Here is a 17,174-nt window from a genome sequence, read left to right on the forward strand (position 1 = left end):
ACGTAGGCCCGGTAAGCGCAGCGCCACCGGGCTTTTTTTAGCGGCTAAAAAGTCTCTGAACGGCACTTTTCCCGGAAGCCGTCACCACCACCTCCCTGTACCCCGCCACCCGCTGGATCCAGCCTTTACTTTCCAGATAAATCAACAGCGCCGCGCCGGCCTCGCCGCCAAGATGAAACCGCCGCTCGCTCCAGTCCAGACAGGCGCAGCAGGCCTTACGACGGGGGTGAGGCGTTAGCGGAATACCGAGCTTCAGGAACTGCTCGCGGCCATACGGCGTGAGCGCTGAACCGTCTACCTCCAGCCACGCTTCCGCCTGCATGAAATCATAGATTTGTACCGCGACCGTTCCGGCAAGATGGTCGTAGCAGGTTCGCGCTTCGCGCATGGCTTTCGGCGCGGTGGTTTCCGGCGGGGTGATGCGGCTCCAGGAGAGCCCCATCATCTGCTCGACCAGCGCCGCCACGTCATGCCCGGCAAGGCGATAGTAACGATGCCGTCCCTGAGACAGGCAGGTAATCAGTTGCCCTTCCACCAGCCGGGCGAGATGCCCGCTGGCGGTCGACGGCGCAACGTCTGCCGCCGCGCTCAGCTCGGTAGCGGTCCACGCCCGCCCGTCCATCAGCGCGCACAGCATCTTCACGCGCGACGGATCGGCCATTGCCGCCGCCACCGCCGCAACGGCCTGCTCCAGCGCCGCGCTGTTATCAGGGGGTAAGCTCGTCTTTAGCATTCGTCGCCCAGGGTCTGGTTATCTCTGCGGCCAGCTTATCATTATCTGTCGGCAGAATAAGGTGAACGTCATACATCCGCGTGCCTTTCGGTTTCGGAGCTGTACTCCCGCACCAGCTGCGCCACCCGAATACGGTAGAAAGAAAAAATCGACTCCCGCCCTTCGGCCTGCGCGGCCTGATGGAAGACGTTCTGCTTCCAGCGGCGGACGGCCTCTTCATCCCGCCACCAGGAAAGGGAAAGGATTTTGCCGTCGGTGGTCAGGCTCTGAAAACGTTCGATATCAATAAAGCCGTCGATGTCCGCCAGTAGAGGCTTGAGTTCGGCGGCGAGCTGCAGATAGCGCGCCTGATGCGCGGGCTCCGCCTGGGCTTCGAAAATGACTGCAATCATGGGTGTCTCTCCGTTGTGAGGTTGAGGAGAGAATGCAGGAGGAAAAAGCACAATGCTTCGGTAAGGAGCGAAGTGTTGTGCCGGATGGCGCTACGCTCAACTTCTCGTTGCATTCCGGTGATGACGCACCTATGATTAATGTACGGATAAATGCCGTACATTAGTTTTACAGGTAAAACGAGGCGTTAAGCCAGGATAAAGATTGAGAATGAAACCATGTCAGCACTGAAGAAACAGCGCATCGATCTCCGGTTAACCGAAGATGACAAAAACATGATCGAAGAAGCGGCGGCAATGACAAACCAGTCGATTTCACAATTCATGGTCAGCACAGCCTCTGAACGCGCAGCAGAGGTAATTGACCAGCACCGCCGCCTGGTCCTTAGCGAGGCATCCTGGAATACGGTGATGGATGCCATCAGCAATCCGCCTGCGCCAAATGACCGCCTGAAGCGAGCGGCTAAGCGTCTCCTGGATATGGAGTAAAACGTGAACGACGTGAAGATAGGGATTTTTTCAGAAGACGTTGAGTACGACCTAAGCCAGTTCGACTGTGGAGAAGAGAGCCTTAACACTTTCCTGACGGAACACCTGAAACGCCAGCATCGTGGAAAGTTTTTGCGGGGTTATGTCCTCACCACACGAGAGCCAAAACCGCGTATTCTGGGCTATTACACGCTCTCCGGAAGCTGTTTTGAAAAGGCTTACCTGCCCTCTAAAACTCAGCAAAAACGTATTCCTTATAAAAATGTGCCGAGCGTCACCCTTGGCCGTCTGGCGATTGATAAACATATTCAGGGGCAAGGCTACGGAGAATTACTCGTTATTCATGCCATGAGGACCGTTTATTTGGCCTCCTTTGCCGTCGGCATTCACGGCTTGTTTGTCGAAGCACTCAACCATAAAGCCAAAGATTTTTACCTCAAAATGGGGTTCATACCGCTCCTGGCCGAGAATGAATTCACCCTGTTCTTGCCGACGAAAACCTTTGAGAGCGTGTTTGAAGAGTAATCCAGCACGTAACGCCCCGGCTAGCGGGGCGTACTTTACCTTCAGCGGTCTTAACCCAGAATCGACCTCGGCTCCATAAATGCCCGAATCCCCCACTCGCCCATCTCGCGCCCCACGCCGGAGTGCTTAAACCCGCCGAACGGCGCTTTCGGTTCATGGGCAAGCGTGTTCACCAGCACGCGACCGGAAACAATCTGCTGCGCCACGCGTCGCGCGCGGTTCGCATCGCCGCCCAGCACCATCGCGCTCAGTCCGAATTCTGTGTCATTGGCAATGGCGATAGCCTCCGCCTCGTCACGATAGGGGATCGCGCACAGCACCGGGCCGAAAATCTCGTCACGGGCAACCGCCATCTGGTTGTTCGCGTCGGCAAACAGCGTCGGGCGCACAAACCAGCCGTCTCGCGTCCCGTCCGGTCTCCCTTCTCCACCCGCCAGCAGACGCGCCCCCTCTTCGATGCCTTTACGGATATAGCCCTGCACCCGCTGCCACTGCTTTTCGCTGACCATCGGGCCGACGTCCGTCGCGCTATCGCGCGGGTCGCCGGATTTCACCGCCGACACGGCCTGCGCCAGCGCGGTTTCGATCTCCGCCTTACGCGCCTGCGGCACCAGAATGCGCGTTCCGGCCACGCATGCCTGCCCGCTGTTCATAAACCCGGCCTGAATCACCAATGGGATCGCCTGCGCCAGATCCACATCATCCAGCAGGATCGTCGGCGATTTGCCGCCTAACTCCAGGGTCACGCGCTTAAAGCTCTCCGCCGCGTTGCGCAGGATCGCCTTACCGGTATTCGTGGAGCCGGTAAACGAGATTTTTGCCACGTCCGGATGGCGGCTGATGGTCTCACCTACCGTCTCGCCGCGCCCGGTGACGATGTTAAACACGCCCGGCGGCAGCGCGGCATCGCGCAGCGCTTCGGTGACAATCCGGGTTTGCAGGGCGCTCATTTCGCTCGGCTTGATGACTGCCGTACAGCCCGCAGCCAGCGCGGCCGCCAGCTTGCCGCAGATAAACCCCGCGTCGCTGTTCCACGGCGTAATCAGCCCCGCTACGCCAAGCGGCGTCATCTGCACCGTTGCCGCGCCTGCGGGGGTGACGAACTCAAACGCCTCCAGCGCCTCAATGGCCTGAGCAATCACCTCCGCCGGATAGCTGGCCATCCACGCCGAGCGCGAGGCGGGAGCGCCGTACTCTTCAACGATCGCGTCCAGCAGATCGTCGTGGCGAGCGGCCACGGCGGCGTGCATTCGTTTTAGCGCGGCGATGCGTTCCTGCTTTGTGGTCTGCGACCACGCCGGAAACGCCGCTTTTGCCGCCGCAATGGCGCGCTCTGCGTCAATTTCATCCGCCAGACGAACCTGGCCGATGACCTGCGCCGTCGCCGGGTTGTACAAATCAAACCACTCGGTGCCGTGTGGAGTAACAAATTCGCCGTTAATAAAGATCTGTTCGATGGTGTGCATATAAACCTCCTCAGGCTGTGTGAGCACAGTCTGGCACGGCTTCTCCGTTGCGATAATCCACGCTATGCTGCAAGGGTTGTTTCGATTTTCAGGATAATCTATGCATCGTTCAGGTCTGACAGAGCTGGAAGTGGTGATGGCGGTAGTGCGGCGCGGCAGCTTTCGCGCCGCAGCGCAGGAGCTGGGCATGTCCGCCACGGCGGTAAGCAACGCCATCGCCGGGCTGGAGAGCCGCCTTGATACCCGCCTCTTTAACCGCACCACCCGCAGCGTGGCGCTCACCGACGCCGGACAGCGCTACGTGGCGCGTATCGGCCCGGCCCTGCAGGAGATCCGTCTCGCCAGCGAGGAGATCCACAGCGACACCGGAGAACTTACCGGCACGCTGCGTCTGAACGTGCCGAACCATATCGGCACCCTGTTTCTGGACCAGCTGCTGATCGACTTTATGATCCGCTACCCGAAAATGCGCGTAGAGACCGTCAGCGAAGCGCGAATGATCGACATCGTCGCGGAAGGCTTTGACGCGGGGATCCGCCTTGAGGAGTCCGTGCCGCAGGACATGATTGCCGTGCCGCTGACCGGGGATATCCGCCAGCTGGTCACCGCCACGCCGGAGTATTTTGCACGTCACGGCATTCCGCAGACGCCGGACGATCTGCTTTCACATCAGGGGATCGGCATGCGCATGGCCCACGGCGGGATCTACCGCTGGGAGCTGGCGCGTCGGGGGGAAACGTACGCCCTTGCCGTGCCGCCGCGCTTTGCAACGTCCGATCTTTTTGCCTCGATCCGCGCCGTGAAGGCGGGATTAGGGGTGGGATTTTTGCCGGAACTGTATATCCGGGAAGAGCTTGAGCGGGGAGAACTGGTGAGCGTCTTAGACGACTGGGCGCAGCCTTTTGCCGGGCTGCGCCTGTATTACCCCGGCCATCGCCACGTTCCGCCAGGGCTACGGGCGCTGGTGGCGACGATCCGCGAGCGCGGGATTATTCCAGGTTAGCCTTATTCAGCCCGTAAGCCGCGTCCAGCGAGCCGGGTTCCATGCGGGAGGTGATCCCCAGGCGGTTCCAGGCGTTGATCGCCACGATGGCGAAGTTCAGCTCCGAAATTTCCACGTCGGAGAAGTGCTCCGCCACGCTGCGGTAGAGCGCGTCGCTCACGCCGTGAACGCCAATCTGGGTCAGCGCTTCGGTGAAGGCCAGCGCGGCTTTCTCACGGGCGCTGAACAGCGGGGACTCGCGCCAGGCCGCCAGATGGTACAGGCGCAGCTCGCGCTCGCCGGCGATTTTGGCCTCTTTCGAGTGCATATCCAGGCAGAAGGTACAGCCGTTCAGCTGCGATACGCGAATGTCGATCAGGTGCTTCAGCGCCGGGTCGATGGAGGTTTTTGCCACTTCCATACTCAGGGCGGACAGGGCGTTGGCGAGGGCAGGTGTAACTTTATGGTGGTTAACGCGGGTGCTCATTGTCTTTCCTCTAATTTACACGGTATGTGTCATGCGATGAGGCAAATCTACGCCGTTCATGACATAGTAAAAAGATACAAAAAGCGTGAAACGAGGTAGGACATGAAGCCGGGCTATCACGAGATTTATTCCCGCTATCGCGACAACATCACGCGCGGCGTGCTGAAGCCGGGCGATAAGGTGCCTGCCATCCGCGTGCTGGCGGAAGAGCTGAAGGTGGCGCGTAAAACCGTCGAAACGGCGTATGCCATTCTGACGGGCGAAGGGTATCTGGTGAGCCAGGGCGCGCGCGGCACCCGGGTCAACCCGGATTTACTGCTGCCGGATAAGACTGCCCCTGCGGAACAGCCCACCGGCGCGCTCCCGGCATCGCTCATCAGCCAGCGCGAGCGGGCGGGGTTTCTGCGCCCCGGCATCCCCGCCCTCGACAGCTTCCCGTACAAAAAATGGCTGCTGCTGGCAGGCCAGGCGACGCGCGCCATGCGTCAGGAGGAGATGCTCAATCCGCCCGTCCCGGGCTGGTATCCGCTGCGCCAGGCCATCGCCCGCTATCTCAATATCTCACGCGGGCTGTCCTGCAGCGCCGAACAGGTGCTGATCACCAGCGGCTACAGCGGCAGCCTGCGGCTGATCCTCGACACGCTTGCCAGCCGCAGCGACAAGGTGGTGTTTGAAGATCCGGGCTATTTTATGGGCCAGCAGCTGCTCAAGCGGATCGTGCCGCGCCTGCACACGGTGCCGGTCGACCGTTCAGGTATCGACACGGACTACCTGCTTCGTCACCATCGCGACGCGCGTTTTGCCATCGTCACTCCGTCGCACCAGAGCCCGCTGGCGGTCACCCTCTCCCTGCCGCGCAAGCAGCAGCTGCTCGACTGGGCCAGCCAGAACGAGGCGTGGATCATTGAAGACGATTACGACGGGGAGTTTCACTACACCCGCAAGGTGCTGCCGTCGCTGAAAAGCCTCGACCAACACGACCGGGTGATTTTTATGGGCACCTTCAGTAAAACCATCATGCCGTCGCTGCGCATGGGCTACGTGGTGATGCCCGCCAGCACCGTCGGGGCCTTTACCGACTGCGCGGACATTACCACCAGCGGCCAGCCGGTGCTGACGCAAAAGATCCTCACCGCGTTTCTCAACGAAGGGCATTTTTTCCGTCACCTGAAAAAGATGCGCACGCTGTATCAGACCCGCCGCGACTGGATGATTGCCGCCCTGCGAGAGGTGTATGGCGATCTGTTTTTCACCGAGCAAAACGACGGCGGGATGCATGTTGTGGCGTTTCTGACCAGAGGAAGCTGTGACCGGGAAGTGGCGCGCTGCTGGCAGGAACAGCAGCTGCAGGTGAATGCGCTTTCGGAGTGGTATCGCGGGTCGGGCAAACGCTACGGGCTGGTGATGGGCTATAACAACGTGCGGTCGTATCAGGAGGCGGTGGATTTGCTGGAAAGGCCGAAGCGGCAGACGCTTGGGCTGTTGAGCTGAAAATAGCCGGGTGGCGGCTACGCCTTACCCGGCCTACGGTTTAAATATCATTGCGGGATAAACCAACGTCCTTGAGCTGCTCGTCGCTCATCTGGCTCAGAATGCGGCGGGTACGGTTGATGCGATACCAGTTGCAGATCGTTTTGCCGATCCAGACAAACACGACGAACGGACGTTTTGAACGATTCTCATAGAATTCCATGATGCTCTCCTCACTGTACCAGTGGGGTTATCATCCTGGAAATCGGTCTGTGCAATACAGACTCAAAAACAACTTTTGTTTAACATACAGATCCGCTAAAACAGTATCTGCATGCCAATTTTTACGGCAATCTGTACTGGTTTTACAATCTGTATGGTGAAAACAAAGGATACAGCATGACGCGCTATCAACATCTCGCCAACCTTCTGGCAGAACGCATTGAACAAGGGCTGTATCGCAGCGGCGAACGTTTGCCGTCGGTACGCGCGCTGAGCCAGGAGCACGGCGTGAGTATCAGCACCATACAGCAGGCCTATCAGATCCTCGAAAACCTCCAGCTGATCACCCCTCAGCCGCGCTCCGGCTATTTTGTTTCGCAGCGCAAAGCCCAGCCGCCCGTCCCGGCCATGACGCGCCCGGTGCAGCGCCCCGTCGATGTGACCCAGTGGGATGAGGTGATGATGCTGCTGGACGCCCGCGCCGACAAAGAGATGATCTCCTTTGGCGGCGGCTCGCCGGATATTAACCAGCCGAGCCTGAAGCCCCTGTGGCGCGAGATGAGCCGCATCGCGCAGCATAATCCTGCCGAGATGCTGAGCTACGACGTGCTCGACGGCCGCCTGGAGCTGCGCGAGCAGATCGCCCGCCTGATGCTGGACGGCGGCTCGACGGTGGCAGCGAACGAGATTGTCATCACCAACGGCTGCCACGGCGCGCTGTCGATCGCCCTGCTCTCGGTGTGCAAGCCGGGGGATATCGTGGCGGTGGAGTCGCCGTCGTTTCACGGCACCATGCAGATGCTGCGCGGGTTTGACATCAAGGCGATTGAAATTCCCACCGATCCCGAGACCGGGATCAGCATCGAGGCGTTAGAGCTGGCGCTGGAGCAGTGGCCGATCAAGGCGGTGATCCTGGTGCCCAACTGCAATAACCCGCTCGGGTTTATCATGCCGGAGGCGCGGAAAAAGCAGGTTTTAGCCCTCGCCCAGCGGCACGATATCGTGATCGTGGAGGATGACATTTACGGCGAGCTGGCGGCGGAGTACCCGCGCCCGCGCACCATTCATTCGATGGATATCGACGGCCGCGTGATCCTATGCAGCTCGTTTACCAAAACCGTGGCGCCGGGCCTGCGCGTCGGCTGGATTGTGCCGGGGCGCTATTACGACCGGGTGATGCACATGAAATACGCCGCGGGCGGGTTTAACGTTCCGGGCACGCAGATGGCGGTGGCGGCGTTTATTCGCGACGGCCATTATCATCGTCACGTGCGCCGTATGCGCCAGATTTATCAGCAGAATATGGAAACCTACACCTGCTGGGTGCGGCAGTATTTTCCGGCAGAGATTTGCGTCACGCGCCCGCAGGGCAGCTTCCTGCTGTGGATTGAGCTGCCGGAGAAGGTCGACATGGTGTGCGTCAGCAAGCAGCTGTGTCGGCTGAAGATCCAGGCCGCGGCCGGGTCGCTGTTCTCCGCCTCCGGGAAGTACCGCAACTGTCTGCGGATCAACGTGGCGCTGCCGCCGACGGATAAAAATCGCGAGGCGTTGAAGAAGATTGGCGAGGCAATTGTGATTGCGATGGAGGGGTAGTGTTTTGCCGGGTGGCGGCTTCGCCTTACCCGGCCTACGTTCTTGCCGTTGTAGGCCCGGTAAGCGCAGCGCCACCGGGCAACAGGCCGCACTACTCGTCGAAGTACCAGTACCCCTGGTTAATCAGCCCGGTGAGCTCTTCAACAAACGCCGGGTTATTCAGCGCATCGCCCAGCTCGGCCTGGCCGAGTTCGGTGTAGCGGCACAGCGCATCCGCCGCCTTCGCGTCTACCGTCTCCAGCTGTTCGCTGTTGATGAAGAAGCTGCCGTTAACGTTCAGCACGCGCAGGCCGCTCAGGCGGGACAGCGTTTCGCCGCCCTGCAGCGCGTCCAGCACCTCTTCCGGCGCGTACGGCGGCTCGGCGGTGGCGATATCCAGCTCGTGGCGCGGCGTGGAAACAAAGCTGCCGAACCATTTTGTGAAATCTTCCGGCTTGCCGATCATGTCGATCATCATCTGACGAATGCGATCGAGCTCGTACTGCTCCACGCGGCCCGGGTGTTCGCGACAGGTCAGATCCGGATCGCTGTAGTGCTCGCCGCCCAGATCGTTTTCCAGCGCGTAATCGGCGAAGCTGCTGATCAGATCGCGACCGTTCGGCCCGCGGAAGCCGACGGAGTAGTTGAGCGCCGTCTCATGGGTAAAGCCGTCGTGCGGGAATCCAGGCGGGATGTAGAGGATATCGCCCGGGGCCAGATCTTCGTCGATGATCGGCTCAAACGGATCCACATGCAGCAGCGCCGGATGCGGGCAGAACTGACGCATCGGCAGCTTGTCGCCCACGCGCCAGCGGCGGCTGCCCATTCCCTGAATGATAAACACGTCATACTGATCGATATGCGGACCCACGCCGCCGCCCGGCACGGAGAAGGAGATCATCAGGTCATCCAGACGCCAGTCCGGCAGGACGCGGAACGGACGCACCAGCTCCGCGGCGGGCATATGCCAGTGATTCACCGCCTGCGCCAGCAGCGACCAGCCGGTTTCGCCCAGATCGTCAAAGTGCTCAAACGGACCATTGCTGGCCTGCCATTTGCCGTTGAAATGGCTCACCAGACGGCTATCGACTTCCGGCTCCATCGCCAGCCCTGCCAGCTCGTCCGGGGTAATCGGGTCGACAAAATTCGGGAAGGCATTTTTCAGCACTACGGGTTGTTTTTGCCAGTATTTCTCAAGAAATTCCGGCCAGTTCAGGTTCAGTTGATACGCCATGGGTAGCACCAGTGAGAGGGGAAACAGGCGCGATTATAGAAGAGACGGTACGAGGGGAACTTGTCATGGGTCAAACGAGGGCGTGTAGGTCGGGTAAGGCGAAGCCGCCACCCGACACGTACACGACGTAAATCTTAATCCAGCTTCAGCTCGTCATAATGGGTAATCAGTTTACCCACGATGCCGTAGTCCAGCGCTTCTGCCGGGGACATCCAGAAGTTGCGATCGGTGTCTTTTTTCACTTTTTCCAGCGGCTGGCCGGTGGCGTCGGCGATCAGCTTGTTCACGCGATCCAGCATGCGGATGATCTCGCGCGCTTCGATCTCAATATCCGTTGCCTGACCGCGCACGCCGCCCAGCGGCTGGTGGATCATAAAGCGGGTATTTGGCAGCGAGTAGCGGTGCTCTTTCTTCGCTGCCAGGAAGATGGTGATCCCGGCGCTCGCCACCCAGCCGGTGCCGATAACGTGCACTTCCGGACGGATGAACTTGATGAAGTCGTGGATGGTATCGCCCGCTTCCACGTGGCCGCCCTGGCTGTTGATGTACAGCTTGATCGGATCGTTGCTGACGCTTTGCAGCAGGATCATCTGGGTGATGACCTTCTGCGCCAGCTCCTGGTTGATCTCACCGGAGATCACAATCGAACGGGACTCCAGCAGTTTTTGCTGCAGAGCGCCCGCGCCGTTTGACCCTTCCGCTTTATCCTTGTCGCTTTCTTTCAGTGTGTAGTGCATTGTTATTTCCTCAGCTTGTAGCGCTCAAAACCAGAGTGTAGCCTGTTTTACCGATCAAAGTCCTCACAGACAAATAACGAGGGAGCATATGAATATTGCCCATGTCGCACTCTGGACCCGCAGCCTGAACGCACAGGTTCAGTTCTGGGAAACGGTTTTTAATGGCCGCAGCAACGAACGCTACGTCAGTAAAAATCGTCCCGGTTTCGAATCACACTTTATTACGCTGGATAACGGGCCGACCATCGAGCTGATGACGCTGCCGGATCTGCCCGACGCCCCTGCGCACCCGGAGTTTATCGGCTGGGCGCATATCGCCATCAACGTTGGCAGCAGGGCGCAGGTCGACAGCATGGCCGAGCGGGCGCAGGCAAACGGCACGCTGCTCAGCGCCCCACGCATGACCGGGGACGGCTTCTATGAAGCGGTCATAGCGGATCCGGACGGCAACCGCATCGAGCTTGTGGGTGCATAAAATCAGCGTTTCGCTGCTTAACCGCCCCGGCCACGTATCGCTATACTTCATCTTCATACGGTTATCATATTGTGAAATGATAATGATAGTTAATGTGTTAAGATGAAAGTCAGCATAAACAGTCCCTTACGTAACGGTCGGGATTGTTTGCATCCTCGACATGTAAATCAGCACCGGGGCGGTGAATGGAACACATTGTGTATGTGGTTGATGACGATGACGCCGTCAGGCAGTCCGTGATCGGACTGCTGGACTCGGCAGACCTGAACGCCGTCGGCTTTTCATCGGCAGAAGCGTTTCTTCAACACCGCTTTGAGGAGCTACCGTCGTGCGTGGTCCTCGATATGCAAATGCCCGCCATCTCGGGCTTTGAGGTGGCTGACGCGCTCAAGGACAGCGGGCGCGAGATCCCGATTATTTTTCTTACCGGCCACGGCACTATCCCGATGTCGGTGCGCGCCATTAAAGGCGGTGCGTACGAATTTCTCACCAAGCCCGTCGAATCCACCGCGCTTATCGACGCCATCGAGTCCGCGCTTCAGCTGGCGGAACACAACGCCGCGCGCAATAAAGAGCACTACGCCCTGAAGCAGCGCCATCTGTCCCTCACCCCGCGCGAACACGAGGTGCTGACGCTGGCGATAACCGGCATGCTGAACAAGCAGATTGCCGCCGAACTGGGCGTCAGCGAAATCACGGTTAAGGTGCACCGCCGCCGCGTGATGGAGAAAATGCAGGTGCGCTCCGTGGCGGAGCTGGTCAGGGCCGTTGAGCGTCTGACCAATAGCCTGCCCGCAGAGTAACCTTTACCCTTCCTGCGCCGCCAGCGGCAGCGCAAACGCAAACACCGTGCCGTACGGCTCCCGGCGGCGCGCGCTCAGCTTCCCGCAGTGGCGCTCGATGATGCTGGCGCTGATGGTCAGCCCCATCCCCATCCCCTGCGCCTTGGTGGAGTAGAACGAGTCAAAAATCTGCTCCAGCCGCTCGGGCTCAATGCCGCTCCCGGTATCGGCGATCTCGACGATCACTTTCCCGTCCGCGTTGGCGGTGCTGAGGGTAATGGTGCTGGCGCGATCCTTCACCTCGGCCATCGCCTCTACCGCATTCATCACCAGATTGAGCAGCACCTGCTGGATCTGCACGCTATCGCCGGTGATAAAGCTGTCCTGCGCCCTTAACAGGTAATCAACGCTAATGTGTCTCTGCTCCAGCTCGCTGCGCGAAAGCGTGATGATATGGTGGATCAGGTAGTGCATGTCGATGCGCGAGAAGGTGGGATCCTGCTTGCGCGTCAGGGACTGGATGCTGCGAATGATCTCCCCCGCCCGCGCGCCTTCCGCGGCGATCTCCTCCAGCCCTTCGCGCACTTTATCCAGCCGGGCGGGCTCGCGGCTGAGCCAGCGCAGGCTCGCCCCGGCGTTCGAGACGATCGACATCAGCGGCTGGTTGATCTCGTGGGCGATGGAGGAGGTCAGCTGCCCGACGGTGGTGGCCCGGGACACCCGCGCCAGATCCGCCTGCGCGACCCGCATGGCATCCTCCGCGGCGCGCTGGCTGGTGATGTCGGTAATGATGCCGTAATACTCGTTCACCTCGCTGCCCACGCCCACCGGATCGCCAATCCCGAGGAGGTAGCGCGTTGAGCCGTCGGTACGCTTAACCCGAAACTCCGCGCGCATGGAGAGCCCGTCGCGCACGCTCCGGGTGACGATGGCGCTGATGCGAGCGTAATCATCCTCATGGACGAAGGTTAAAAACTCCGCCATGGAGATCATCTTTTGCTGCTCGGGCAGGCCGAGAATGCGGGCATACTCTTCCGAGACAAACATCAGATCCTGCTCCAGCTCCCAGCGCCAGCTGCCGGTGTGGCTGATCTGCTCGCCGAGCATCAGCGAGGTCTGGCTGGATCGCAGCTCTTTCTCCACCCGTCGGCGCTGGATGTTCTCCGCCAGCAGCTCGGCGTACAGGCGCGCCGTCTCCAGGGATACCGCGGCCTGCGCGCCCAGCAGGCTCACCACGCGCGAGTGCTCGGCGGTGAAGACCTCCGGCATCAGGCGGTTTTCCAGGTAGAGCACGCCCACCAGCCGCGCCTGTTTGAACATCGGAACGCACATGACCGCCGCCCCCGAGGTCACCAGATAGGGGTCCTGGCTGAAGGGATGGAACTCCTCCGGCCTGCCGGTGCGGATCTCCTGTCCGGTACGGATCACCGCCGCCAGCACCGACAGCGGCAGGTCGGTCGCCGTCGGCACGTCTTTCAGGATCCGCACCCGCACGCCCTCGGTGCTGGTCCAGGCGCTGGCCTCAATTTCCGGGATGAGGTTATCGCTCACGCGCAGCAGCAGGCCGCGCTGCGCCCCGGCGCGTTCGAGCAGGATCGTCATCAGGTTTTCGATTAAGCGCTCAAGGTTAATCTCTTCCGACAGCGCGCGGGAGGCTTTGATCACGCTTTGCAGATCGCGGATGGTCTCGTTCTGGGCGAACGCCACCGTGTCGTAGGCGCTGGCCTGCCCGGAGGCCAGCAGATGCGGGAAATCCTGCTCCAGCTGGCGCACCTTGGCCTGCGCCCCCGCGCGTCCCCAGGCGGCAATCGAGCCGCGGAAGTGGGCGTCAGAGGCGGTCGGGTAGCCGCAGGCCAGCGCGAAGCGCCCCGCCAGCTCGTGGGCCAGAGCGTTAATCGGGTTAAACCCGCCCTCGCGGGAGAGCCGGACCGCCTTCTCATACTGCTCGAGCGCAATGCTGTTCATCCCGTCCAGACGCACGATTTCGGCGTAGATCAGCGCCTCTTTATCCGCGAACGTGCCCGGATTAATGCGCGCCCAGAGGGCAATTTTGTCGTAGTGGGCGTGAATGCTGCGACGGTGGTTCGCCGAGAAGGTCTCCGGCGTCAGCTGACGGGACAGCGCCAGGGCGCTGTAGAGATGGTAATCCAGCAGATGGATATGCCCCGGCGCGGACCACGCGTACCAGCCCGCCATCTCAAGATCAGCCTGCGCGTCGGCATATTCGCCGCAGGTAAAGTGCGCCATGCCGCGATACAGCCAGTACCAGAACAGCATGGTGGCGTTCTTCTCCGGCGCCTGCTCCGGCGACGCGGGAAGCAGCGCCTCCGGCAACACCTGCGATGCCGTCCAGGTGCCGATGACCGGCGTGCGCAGGAACTCGACGTAGCCGCGCTGGACCATCAGAATGGTTTCCACGTCCTGGAAGTGGGTTTTACGCACGAACGCCAGGCCGCGATCGATGCTGGTCAGCACCCCGTCCAGGTGATCGCCCCGCGAGAGGAAGTTAATCACCTGATGGCAGGCCGCAAAGCAGGCCATCGTCATATCCCCGTGGGTCACCGCCGAGGTGAAGCAGGCCTTCGCGCACTCGATGGTAAACGATAAAGGCTGGGTCCAGACGCTGAGCTGGTCGAGCGGCAGCAGGGTTTTGGCTTCAAACGCGTCGTAGCCGTGGCGATTGACCAGCTCGCGGGCCAGGGTGCCGTACTGGAACCCGAGGCGGTACTCGGCGTAGCGGTGGCCAATCAGCACGCCAAACCAGGCCATCGCGGTGGTGGACGCGCCGGTAATGCCGTGGTCGAGGGTCAGGTGCATCATGCGGCAAAGCAGCAAAAAGTGCAGGCGCGGGCAGATGAAGCTGGCGCAGATGCTGGCGCTGTAGAGCAGGTTCATCACCGCTTCGGTTTCCGGGTTATCCATCCGCGACGGCTGGGCAAACAGGTTTTGCGGCGCGTCGGCCGTGCGGTTGCAAAACAGCGCCCAGGCCTCGTCGCAGTCGGCATCTTCCGGATAGCGGCTAATCTGGATCCCGAAAATCCCCAGCCAGCAGAGCGCCGCCTCCAGCGCCAGGCGGCTGTCCGACTGGCGAATGTACACCTCCACCAGCAGGTTGGCCGCCAGCGCCTTTTCGGTCAGCCCGCCGGGGCAGCCGAGAATGGCGTCACACAGCTCGCGGGTGCGCTCCAGATGGCCCAGCGCAAACTCGCAGCCCGCCTCTTCGATGTCGAGCATAAAGTCCGATACCGTCCCGGCGTTGCCCAGCGCTCTGGCGGTCTGGATATAGCCGAGCGCCGAAAGATAATCTCCCGAACGCTTCGCGCGTCGCGCGGCCAGCAGGCTCAGCTCGCGGAACATCTGCCGCTGCGGCGCGGGCTGGATGCTGTCCAGCGCGGCCGTGACGTGGTGAACGGCGCGGAACAGCAGCTCGTTCCCTGCCGCCTGACGCGCGGCGTCGGCCAGCAGGCTGGCGGTGGTCAGGTGAATATGGCTTTTCTCATGCCGTTCGAGCAGCGCAAAGGCCGCCTCCTGCACCCGGTCGTGGGTGAAGGCGTACTTTTTTTCCGTCAGCACGATGAGCTGGGCCATCACCGCCGGGTGCAGCGCATAGCGCATTTCCGCCATCGATATGCCGACCACGCGGCAGATCATCTCCATCTCGCCCGTCCCGCCGAGGCAGGCGATGCTGCCCAGCAGCCGGCGCGTCTCGTCGGGCAGCTCTTCAAGCTGCTCCAGCACCAGGGTGACGACGTTTTCGGTGTAATGCCTGGCGCGGATCGCCTGCAGATCGTAGTGCCACTTGTCCTGATATTTGTTGTGCACCACCAGGCCGTCATCAACGATGCGGCGGAAAAACTCATGCACAAAGAGCGGGTTGCCGCCCGTCTTCTCGTGGATCAGCGTGGCGAGGTCGGTCGTCGCCGCGCTGCGGGTGCGAAATACCGTCGCCAGCCAGCGCGCCACCGCTTTCACGGAAAGCGCCTGCGGGACAATCTCGCTCGCGTTTTGCGCCGCTTCCGGCAGGCTCGCCAGCAGCGCCTGCAGGGCGGCGTCGGATACGGTGCTGATATCCCGGTGGGCCGCGACGACCAGCAGCGGAACAGCGGCGCAGTTCATCAGCAGATATTTAAGCGTTTGCAGGCTGGCGGCGTCGCTCCACTGGAGATCGTCGAGCACCAGCACCAGCGGGCAGCCCTGCGAGGCAAAGGTTTTTACCAGCGCCAGCACCATATGGCTGAAGCGCGCCCGGGCATCAATGGAAAACGTATCCGCCGAGAAGCGCGGCTTGCTCTCCAGCAGCAGGCCCAGCTCGGGCACCAGGCTGACGGCCAGCGCCTCGTGCCCCTCCAGGGCGCGTGAGAGGCGGATTTTCCACTTCGCCACGTCCTCTGCGGGCAGCCCCAGCAGGTGCAGCGTCAGGGTGCGGAACGCGGAGCTTAATACGCCGTAGGGCAGCGACGGTGAAAACTGATCGACTTTGCCCACCGCCAGCAGCACCGTACGCTGCTGCAGCGTTTTGAGCGCCGTCGCGATAATTGAGGATTTGCCGATCCCCGACGGCCCACCGATCGTCACCAGCTCCGGCACCAGGTTCTGCCCCACCCGCTCAAACGCGGCAATGACGTCGTTCGCCTGCGGATGCGTCGCGAACAGGGAGTCCGCCAGATGGATCGCCGGGGTGCGGTCCTGCTGGCCGGGCGTAAAGGCGGCAATCTCGCCCTCGCAGGTCAGCGTCGCCTGACAGCGGCGGAGGTCGGCAATCAGCCCGTCGACCGTCTGGTAGCGGTTATCGGGGTGCTTTTCCAGCAGCTTCAGGATGATCGTCGACAGCATTCCCGGCACGTCCGGGCGGATCGCGTCCGGGGCCAGCGGCGCCGAGGCAATATGGTAGTGCGCCCAGTTGGCCCGATCGTCCTCCCCCAGCTCAAACGGCAGGCGTCCGGTCAGGAGTTCATACAGCACCATGCCGAGGCTGTAGAGATCGCTGCGGCCGTCAACGGGGCGCTGGGTGCGGGTGGTGTGCTCCGGCGACATATACGCGGGCGTACCGCCTGAAACGGGAAGCCGGGTCTGGGAGACGGCTTCGGAGAGACTGCTGGAAAGGCCAAAGCTGCCCAGACGGCAGGTGACATCGTGATGAACAAAAATACTGCCGGGCTTGATATCGCCGTGGATCAGGTTTTGCAGATGCATCTGGCGCAGGGGAACGCAGATCTGGATCGCCATCTCGATAAAGCGCGCGATCCCCGAGATCGCCCTGCCCGCGCGCCGCGCCAGCAGCTCAAACGCAAACGGGGCATACACCAGCGCGAAGCGCCCCCGATACTGGGTAGAGGCAACGGCGCGAATGGCCCAGCTGTCCAGCAGCACGTCGCGCAGCGCAAACTCGTTTTTAAGCAGCCGGGTGGCCCGCTCTTCCTCTTCGTCGCTCACCGCGGTGGCGATAATGAACGAGCCTCCGGAATGGGGATGTCGCGCGTGCATCCAGGCGATACCGCCCTCCTGTGCCAGCACGGTAAAAATCACATCCTCTTTAAGGACAAAAACCCGCCCCTGGTGAAGATTCCCCGGGGCGGGCCAGAATGCAGGCTGCTCGTGTTCGTTCATCCGC

At 61.2% G+C, this 17,174-nt stretch carries 15 protein-coding genes; 7 read left to right on the top strand and 8 right to left on the bottom strand.

Going from position 1 to position 17,174, the window contains the following annotated elements; translation table 11 throughout:
* Positions 1-37: 37 nt before the first annotated feature.
* Complete coding sequence (locus tag V4835_RS20660; RefSeq protein WP_331413516.1) at positions 38-733, bottom strand: ArsR/SmtB family transcription factor; 696 nt, start codon at positions 731-733, stop codon at positions 38-40.
* A 68-nt stretch (positions 734-801) separates the two neighbouring features.
* Complete coding sequence (locus V4835_RS20665; RefSeq protein WP_331413517.1) at positions 802-1,125, bottom strand: antibiotic biosynthesis monooxygenase family protein; 324 nt, start codon at positions 1,123-1,125, stop codon at positions 802-804.
* A 216-nt stretch (positions 1,126-1,341) separates the two neighbouring features.
* On the opposite strand from V4835_RS20665, the gene V4835_RS20670 reads away from it, so the two are divergent.
* Positions 1,342-1,611, top strand: a complete 270-nt coding sequence (locus V4835_RS20670) for a type II toxin-antitoxin system TacA family antitoxin (protein ID WP_063143245.1) — start codon at positions 1,342-1,344, stop codon at positions 1,609-1,611.
* 3 nt (positions 1,612-1,614) lie between these two features.
* Positions 1,615-2,136 carry a GNAT family N-acetyltransferase gene (locus V4835_RS20675; protein ID WP_331413519.1) on the top strand — a complete coding sequence of 174 codons (522 nt, stop codon included), beginning with the start codon at positions 1,615-1,617 and terminating at the stop codon, positions 2,134-2,136.
* Positions 2,137-2,186: 50 nt separating this feature from the next.
* On the opposite strand, the gene V4835_RS20680 is transcribed toward V4835_RS20675, so the two are convergent.
* A complete protein-coding gene (locus V4835_RS20680; protein ID WP_331413520.1) occupies positions 2,187-3,602 on the bottom strand; it encodes an aldehyde dehydrogenase family protein in 1,416 nt (471 codons plus the stop codon).
* Between the two features lie 100 nt (positions 3,603-3,702).
* On the opposite strand from V4835_RS20680, the gene V4835_RS20685 reads away from it, so the two are divergent.
* On the top strand, positions 3,703-4,605 hold the full coding sequence (locus V4835_RS20685) for a LysR family transcriptional regulator (RefSeq protein ID WP_331413521.1): 903 nt from the start codon (positions 3,703-3,705) through the stop codon (positions 4,603-4,605).
* Here V4835_RS20685 and V4835_RS20690 read toward each other — a convergent pair.
* Entirely contained in the window at positions 4,592-5,071 is a 480-nt protein-coding gene (locus tag V4835_RS20690; RefSeq protein ID WP_023334367.1) for a carboxymuconolactone decarboxylase family protein, read from the bottom strand. The genes V4835_RS20685 and V4835_RS20690 overlap by 14 nt on opposite strands.
* Before the next feature lie 102 nt (positions 5,072-5,173).
* On the opposite strand from V4835_RS20690, the gene pdxR reads away from it, so the two are divergent.
* Positions 5,174-6,562 carry a MocR-like pyridoxine biosynthesis transcription factor PdxR gene (pdxR, locus tag V4835_RS20695; protein ID WP_063143241.1) on the top strand — a complete coding sequence of 463 codons (1,389 nt, stop codon included), beginning with the start codon at positions 5,174-5,176 and terminating at the stop codon, positions 6,560-6,562.
* 40 nt (positions 6,563-6,602) lie between these two features.
* Here the strand turns inward: pdxR and V4835_RS20700 are convergent, their stop codons facing one another.
* Positions 6,603-6,764: a DUF1127 domain-containing protein gene (locus V4835_RS20700; RefSeq protein WP_045357378.1), complete on the bottom strand. Its 162-nt coding sequence runs from the start codon at positions 6,762-6,764 to the stop codon at positions 6,603-6,605.
* A 176-nt stretch (positions 6,765-6,940) separates the two neighbouring features.
* Here V4835_RS20700 and V4835_RS20705 point away from each other — a divergent pair, with 176 nt between their 5' ends.
* Positions 6,941-8,356, top strand: coding sequence for an aminotransferase-like domain-containing protein (locus V4835_RS20705; protein ID WP_331413525.1), 1,416 nt, complete (start codon positions 6,941-6,943; stop codon positions 8,354-8,356).
* 91 nt (positions 8,357-8,447) lie between these two features.
* Here V4835_RS20705 and V4835_RS20710 read toward each other — a convergent pair whose 3' ends face one another.
* Complete coding sequence (locus V4835_RS20710) at positions 8,448-9,569, bottom strand: ribosomal protein uL16 3-hydroxylase (RefSeq protein ID WP_214594782.1); 1,122 nt, start codon at positions 9,567-9,569, stop codon at positions 8,448-8,450.
* 134 nt (positions 9,570-9,703) lie between these two features.
* Complete coding sequence (locus V4835_RS20715) at positions 9,704-10,306, bottom strand: ATP-dependent Clp protease proteolytic subunit (protein ID WP_008501342.1); 603 nt, start codon at positions 10,304-10,306, stop codon at positions 9,704-9,706.
* 88 nt (positions 10,307-10,394) lie between these two features.
* Here V4835_RS20715 and V4835_RS20720 point away from each other — a divergent pair, with 88 nt between their 5' ends.
* Both V4835_RS20720 and V4835_RS20725 read left to right on the top strand, forming a co-directional pair.
* Positions 10,395-10,781, top strand: coding sequence for a VOC family protein (locus V4835_RS20720; protein ID WP_063143238.1), 387 nt, complete (start codon positions 10,395-10,397; stop codon positions 10,779-10,781).
* 185 nt (positions 10,782-10,966) lie between these two features.
* A complete protein-coding gene (locus tag V4835_RS20725) occupies positions 10,967-11,584 on the top strand; it encodes a response regulator transcription factor (RefSeq protein ID WP_331413531.1) in 618 nt (205 codons plus the stop codon).
* Positions 11,585-11,587: 3 nt separating this feature from the next.
* Here V4835_RS20725 and V4835_RS20730 read toward each other — a convergent pair whose 3' ends face one another.
* Complete coding sequence (locus tag V4835_RS20730; RefSeq protein WP_331413532.1) at positions 11,588-17,170, bottom strand: trifunctional serine/threonine-protein kinase/ATP-binding protein/sensor histidine kinase; 5,583 nt, start codon at positions 17,168-17,170, stop codon at positions 11,588-11,590.
* Between the last annotated feature and the right edge of the window lie 4 nt (positions 17,171-17,174).

Source organism: Enterobacter cloacae complex sp. CARB60, assembly GCF_036487345.1.
GTDB lineage: Bacteria > Pseudomonadota > Gammaproteobacteria > Enterobacterales > Enterobacteriaceae > Enterobacter > Enterobacter asburiae_D.

Coding starts and splice junctions, on each gene's coding strand:
- V4835_RS20725 (WP_331413531.1), top strand. CDS start 10,967: ATGGAACACATTGTGTATGTGGTTGATGACGATGACGCCGTCAGGCAG.
- V4835_RS20710 (WP_214594782.1), bottom strand. CDS start 9,569: ATGGCGTATCAACTGAACCTGAACTGGCCGGAATTTCTTGAGAAATAC.
- V4835_RS20665 (WP_331413517.1), bottom strand. CDS start 1,125: ATGATTGCAGTCATTTTCGAAGCCCAGGCGGAGCCCGCGCATCAGGCG.
- V4835_RS20700 (WP_045357378.1), bottom strand. CDS start 6,764: ATGGAATTCTATGAGAATCGTTCAAAACGTCCGTTCGTCGTGTTTGTC.
- V4835_RS20685 (WP_331413521.1), top strand. CDS start 3,703: ATGCATCGTTCAGGTCTGACAGAGCTGGAAGTGGTGATGGCGGTAGTG.
- V4835_RS20670 (WP_063143245.1), top strand. CDS start 1,342: ATGTCAGCACTGAAGAAACAGCGCATCGATCTCCGGTTAACCGAAGAT.
- V4835_RS20660 (WP_331413516.1), bottom strand. CDS start 733: ATGCTAAAGACGAGCTTACCCCCTGATAACAGCGCGGCGCTGGAGCAG.
- V4835_RS20730 (WP_331413532.1), bottom strand. CDS start 17,170: ATGAACGAACACGAGCAGCCTGCATTCTGGCCCGCCCCGGGGAATCTT.
- V4835_RS20715 (WP_008501342.1), bottom strand. CDS start 10,306: ATGCACTACACACTGAAAGAAAGCGACAAGGATAAAGCGGAAGGGTCA.
- pdxR (WP_063143241.1), top strand. CDS start 5,174: ATGAAGCCGGGCTATCACGAGATTTATTCCCGCTATCGCGACAACATC.
- V4835_RS20690 (WP_023334367.1), bottom strand. CDS start 5,071: ATGAGCACCCGCGTTAACCACCATAAAGTTACACCTGCCCTCGCCAAC.
- V4835_RS20720 (WP_063143238.1), top strand. CDS start 10,395: ATGAATATTGCCCATGTCGCACTCTGGACCCGCAGCCTGAACGCACAG.
- V4835_RS20705 (WP_331413525.1), top strand. CDS start 6,941: ATGACGCGCTATCAACATCTCGCCAACCTTCTGGCAGAACGCATTGAA.
- V4835_RS20680 (WP_331413520.1), bottom strand. CDS start 3,602: ATGCACACCATCGAACAGATCTTTATTAACGGCGAATTTGTTACTCCA.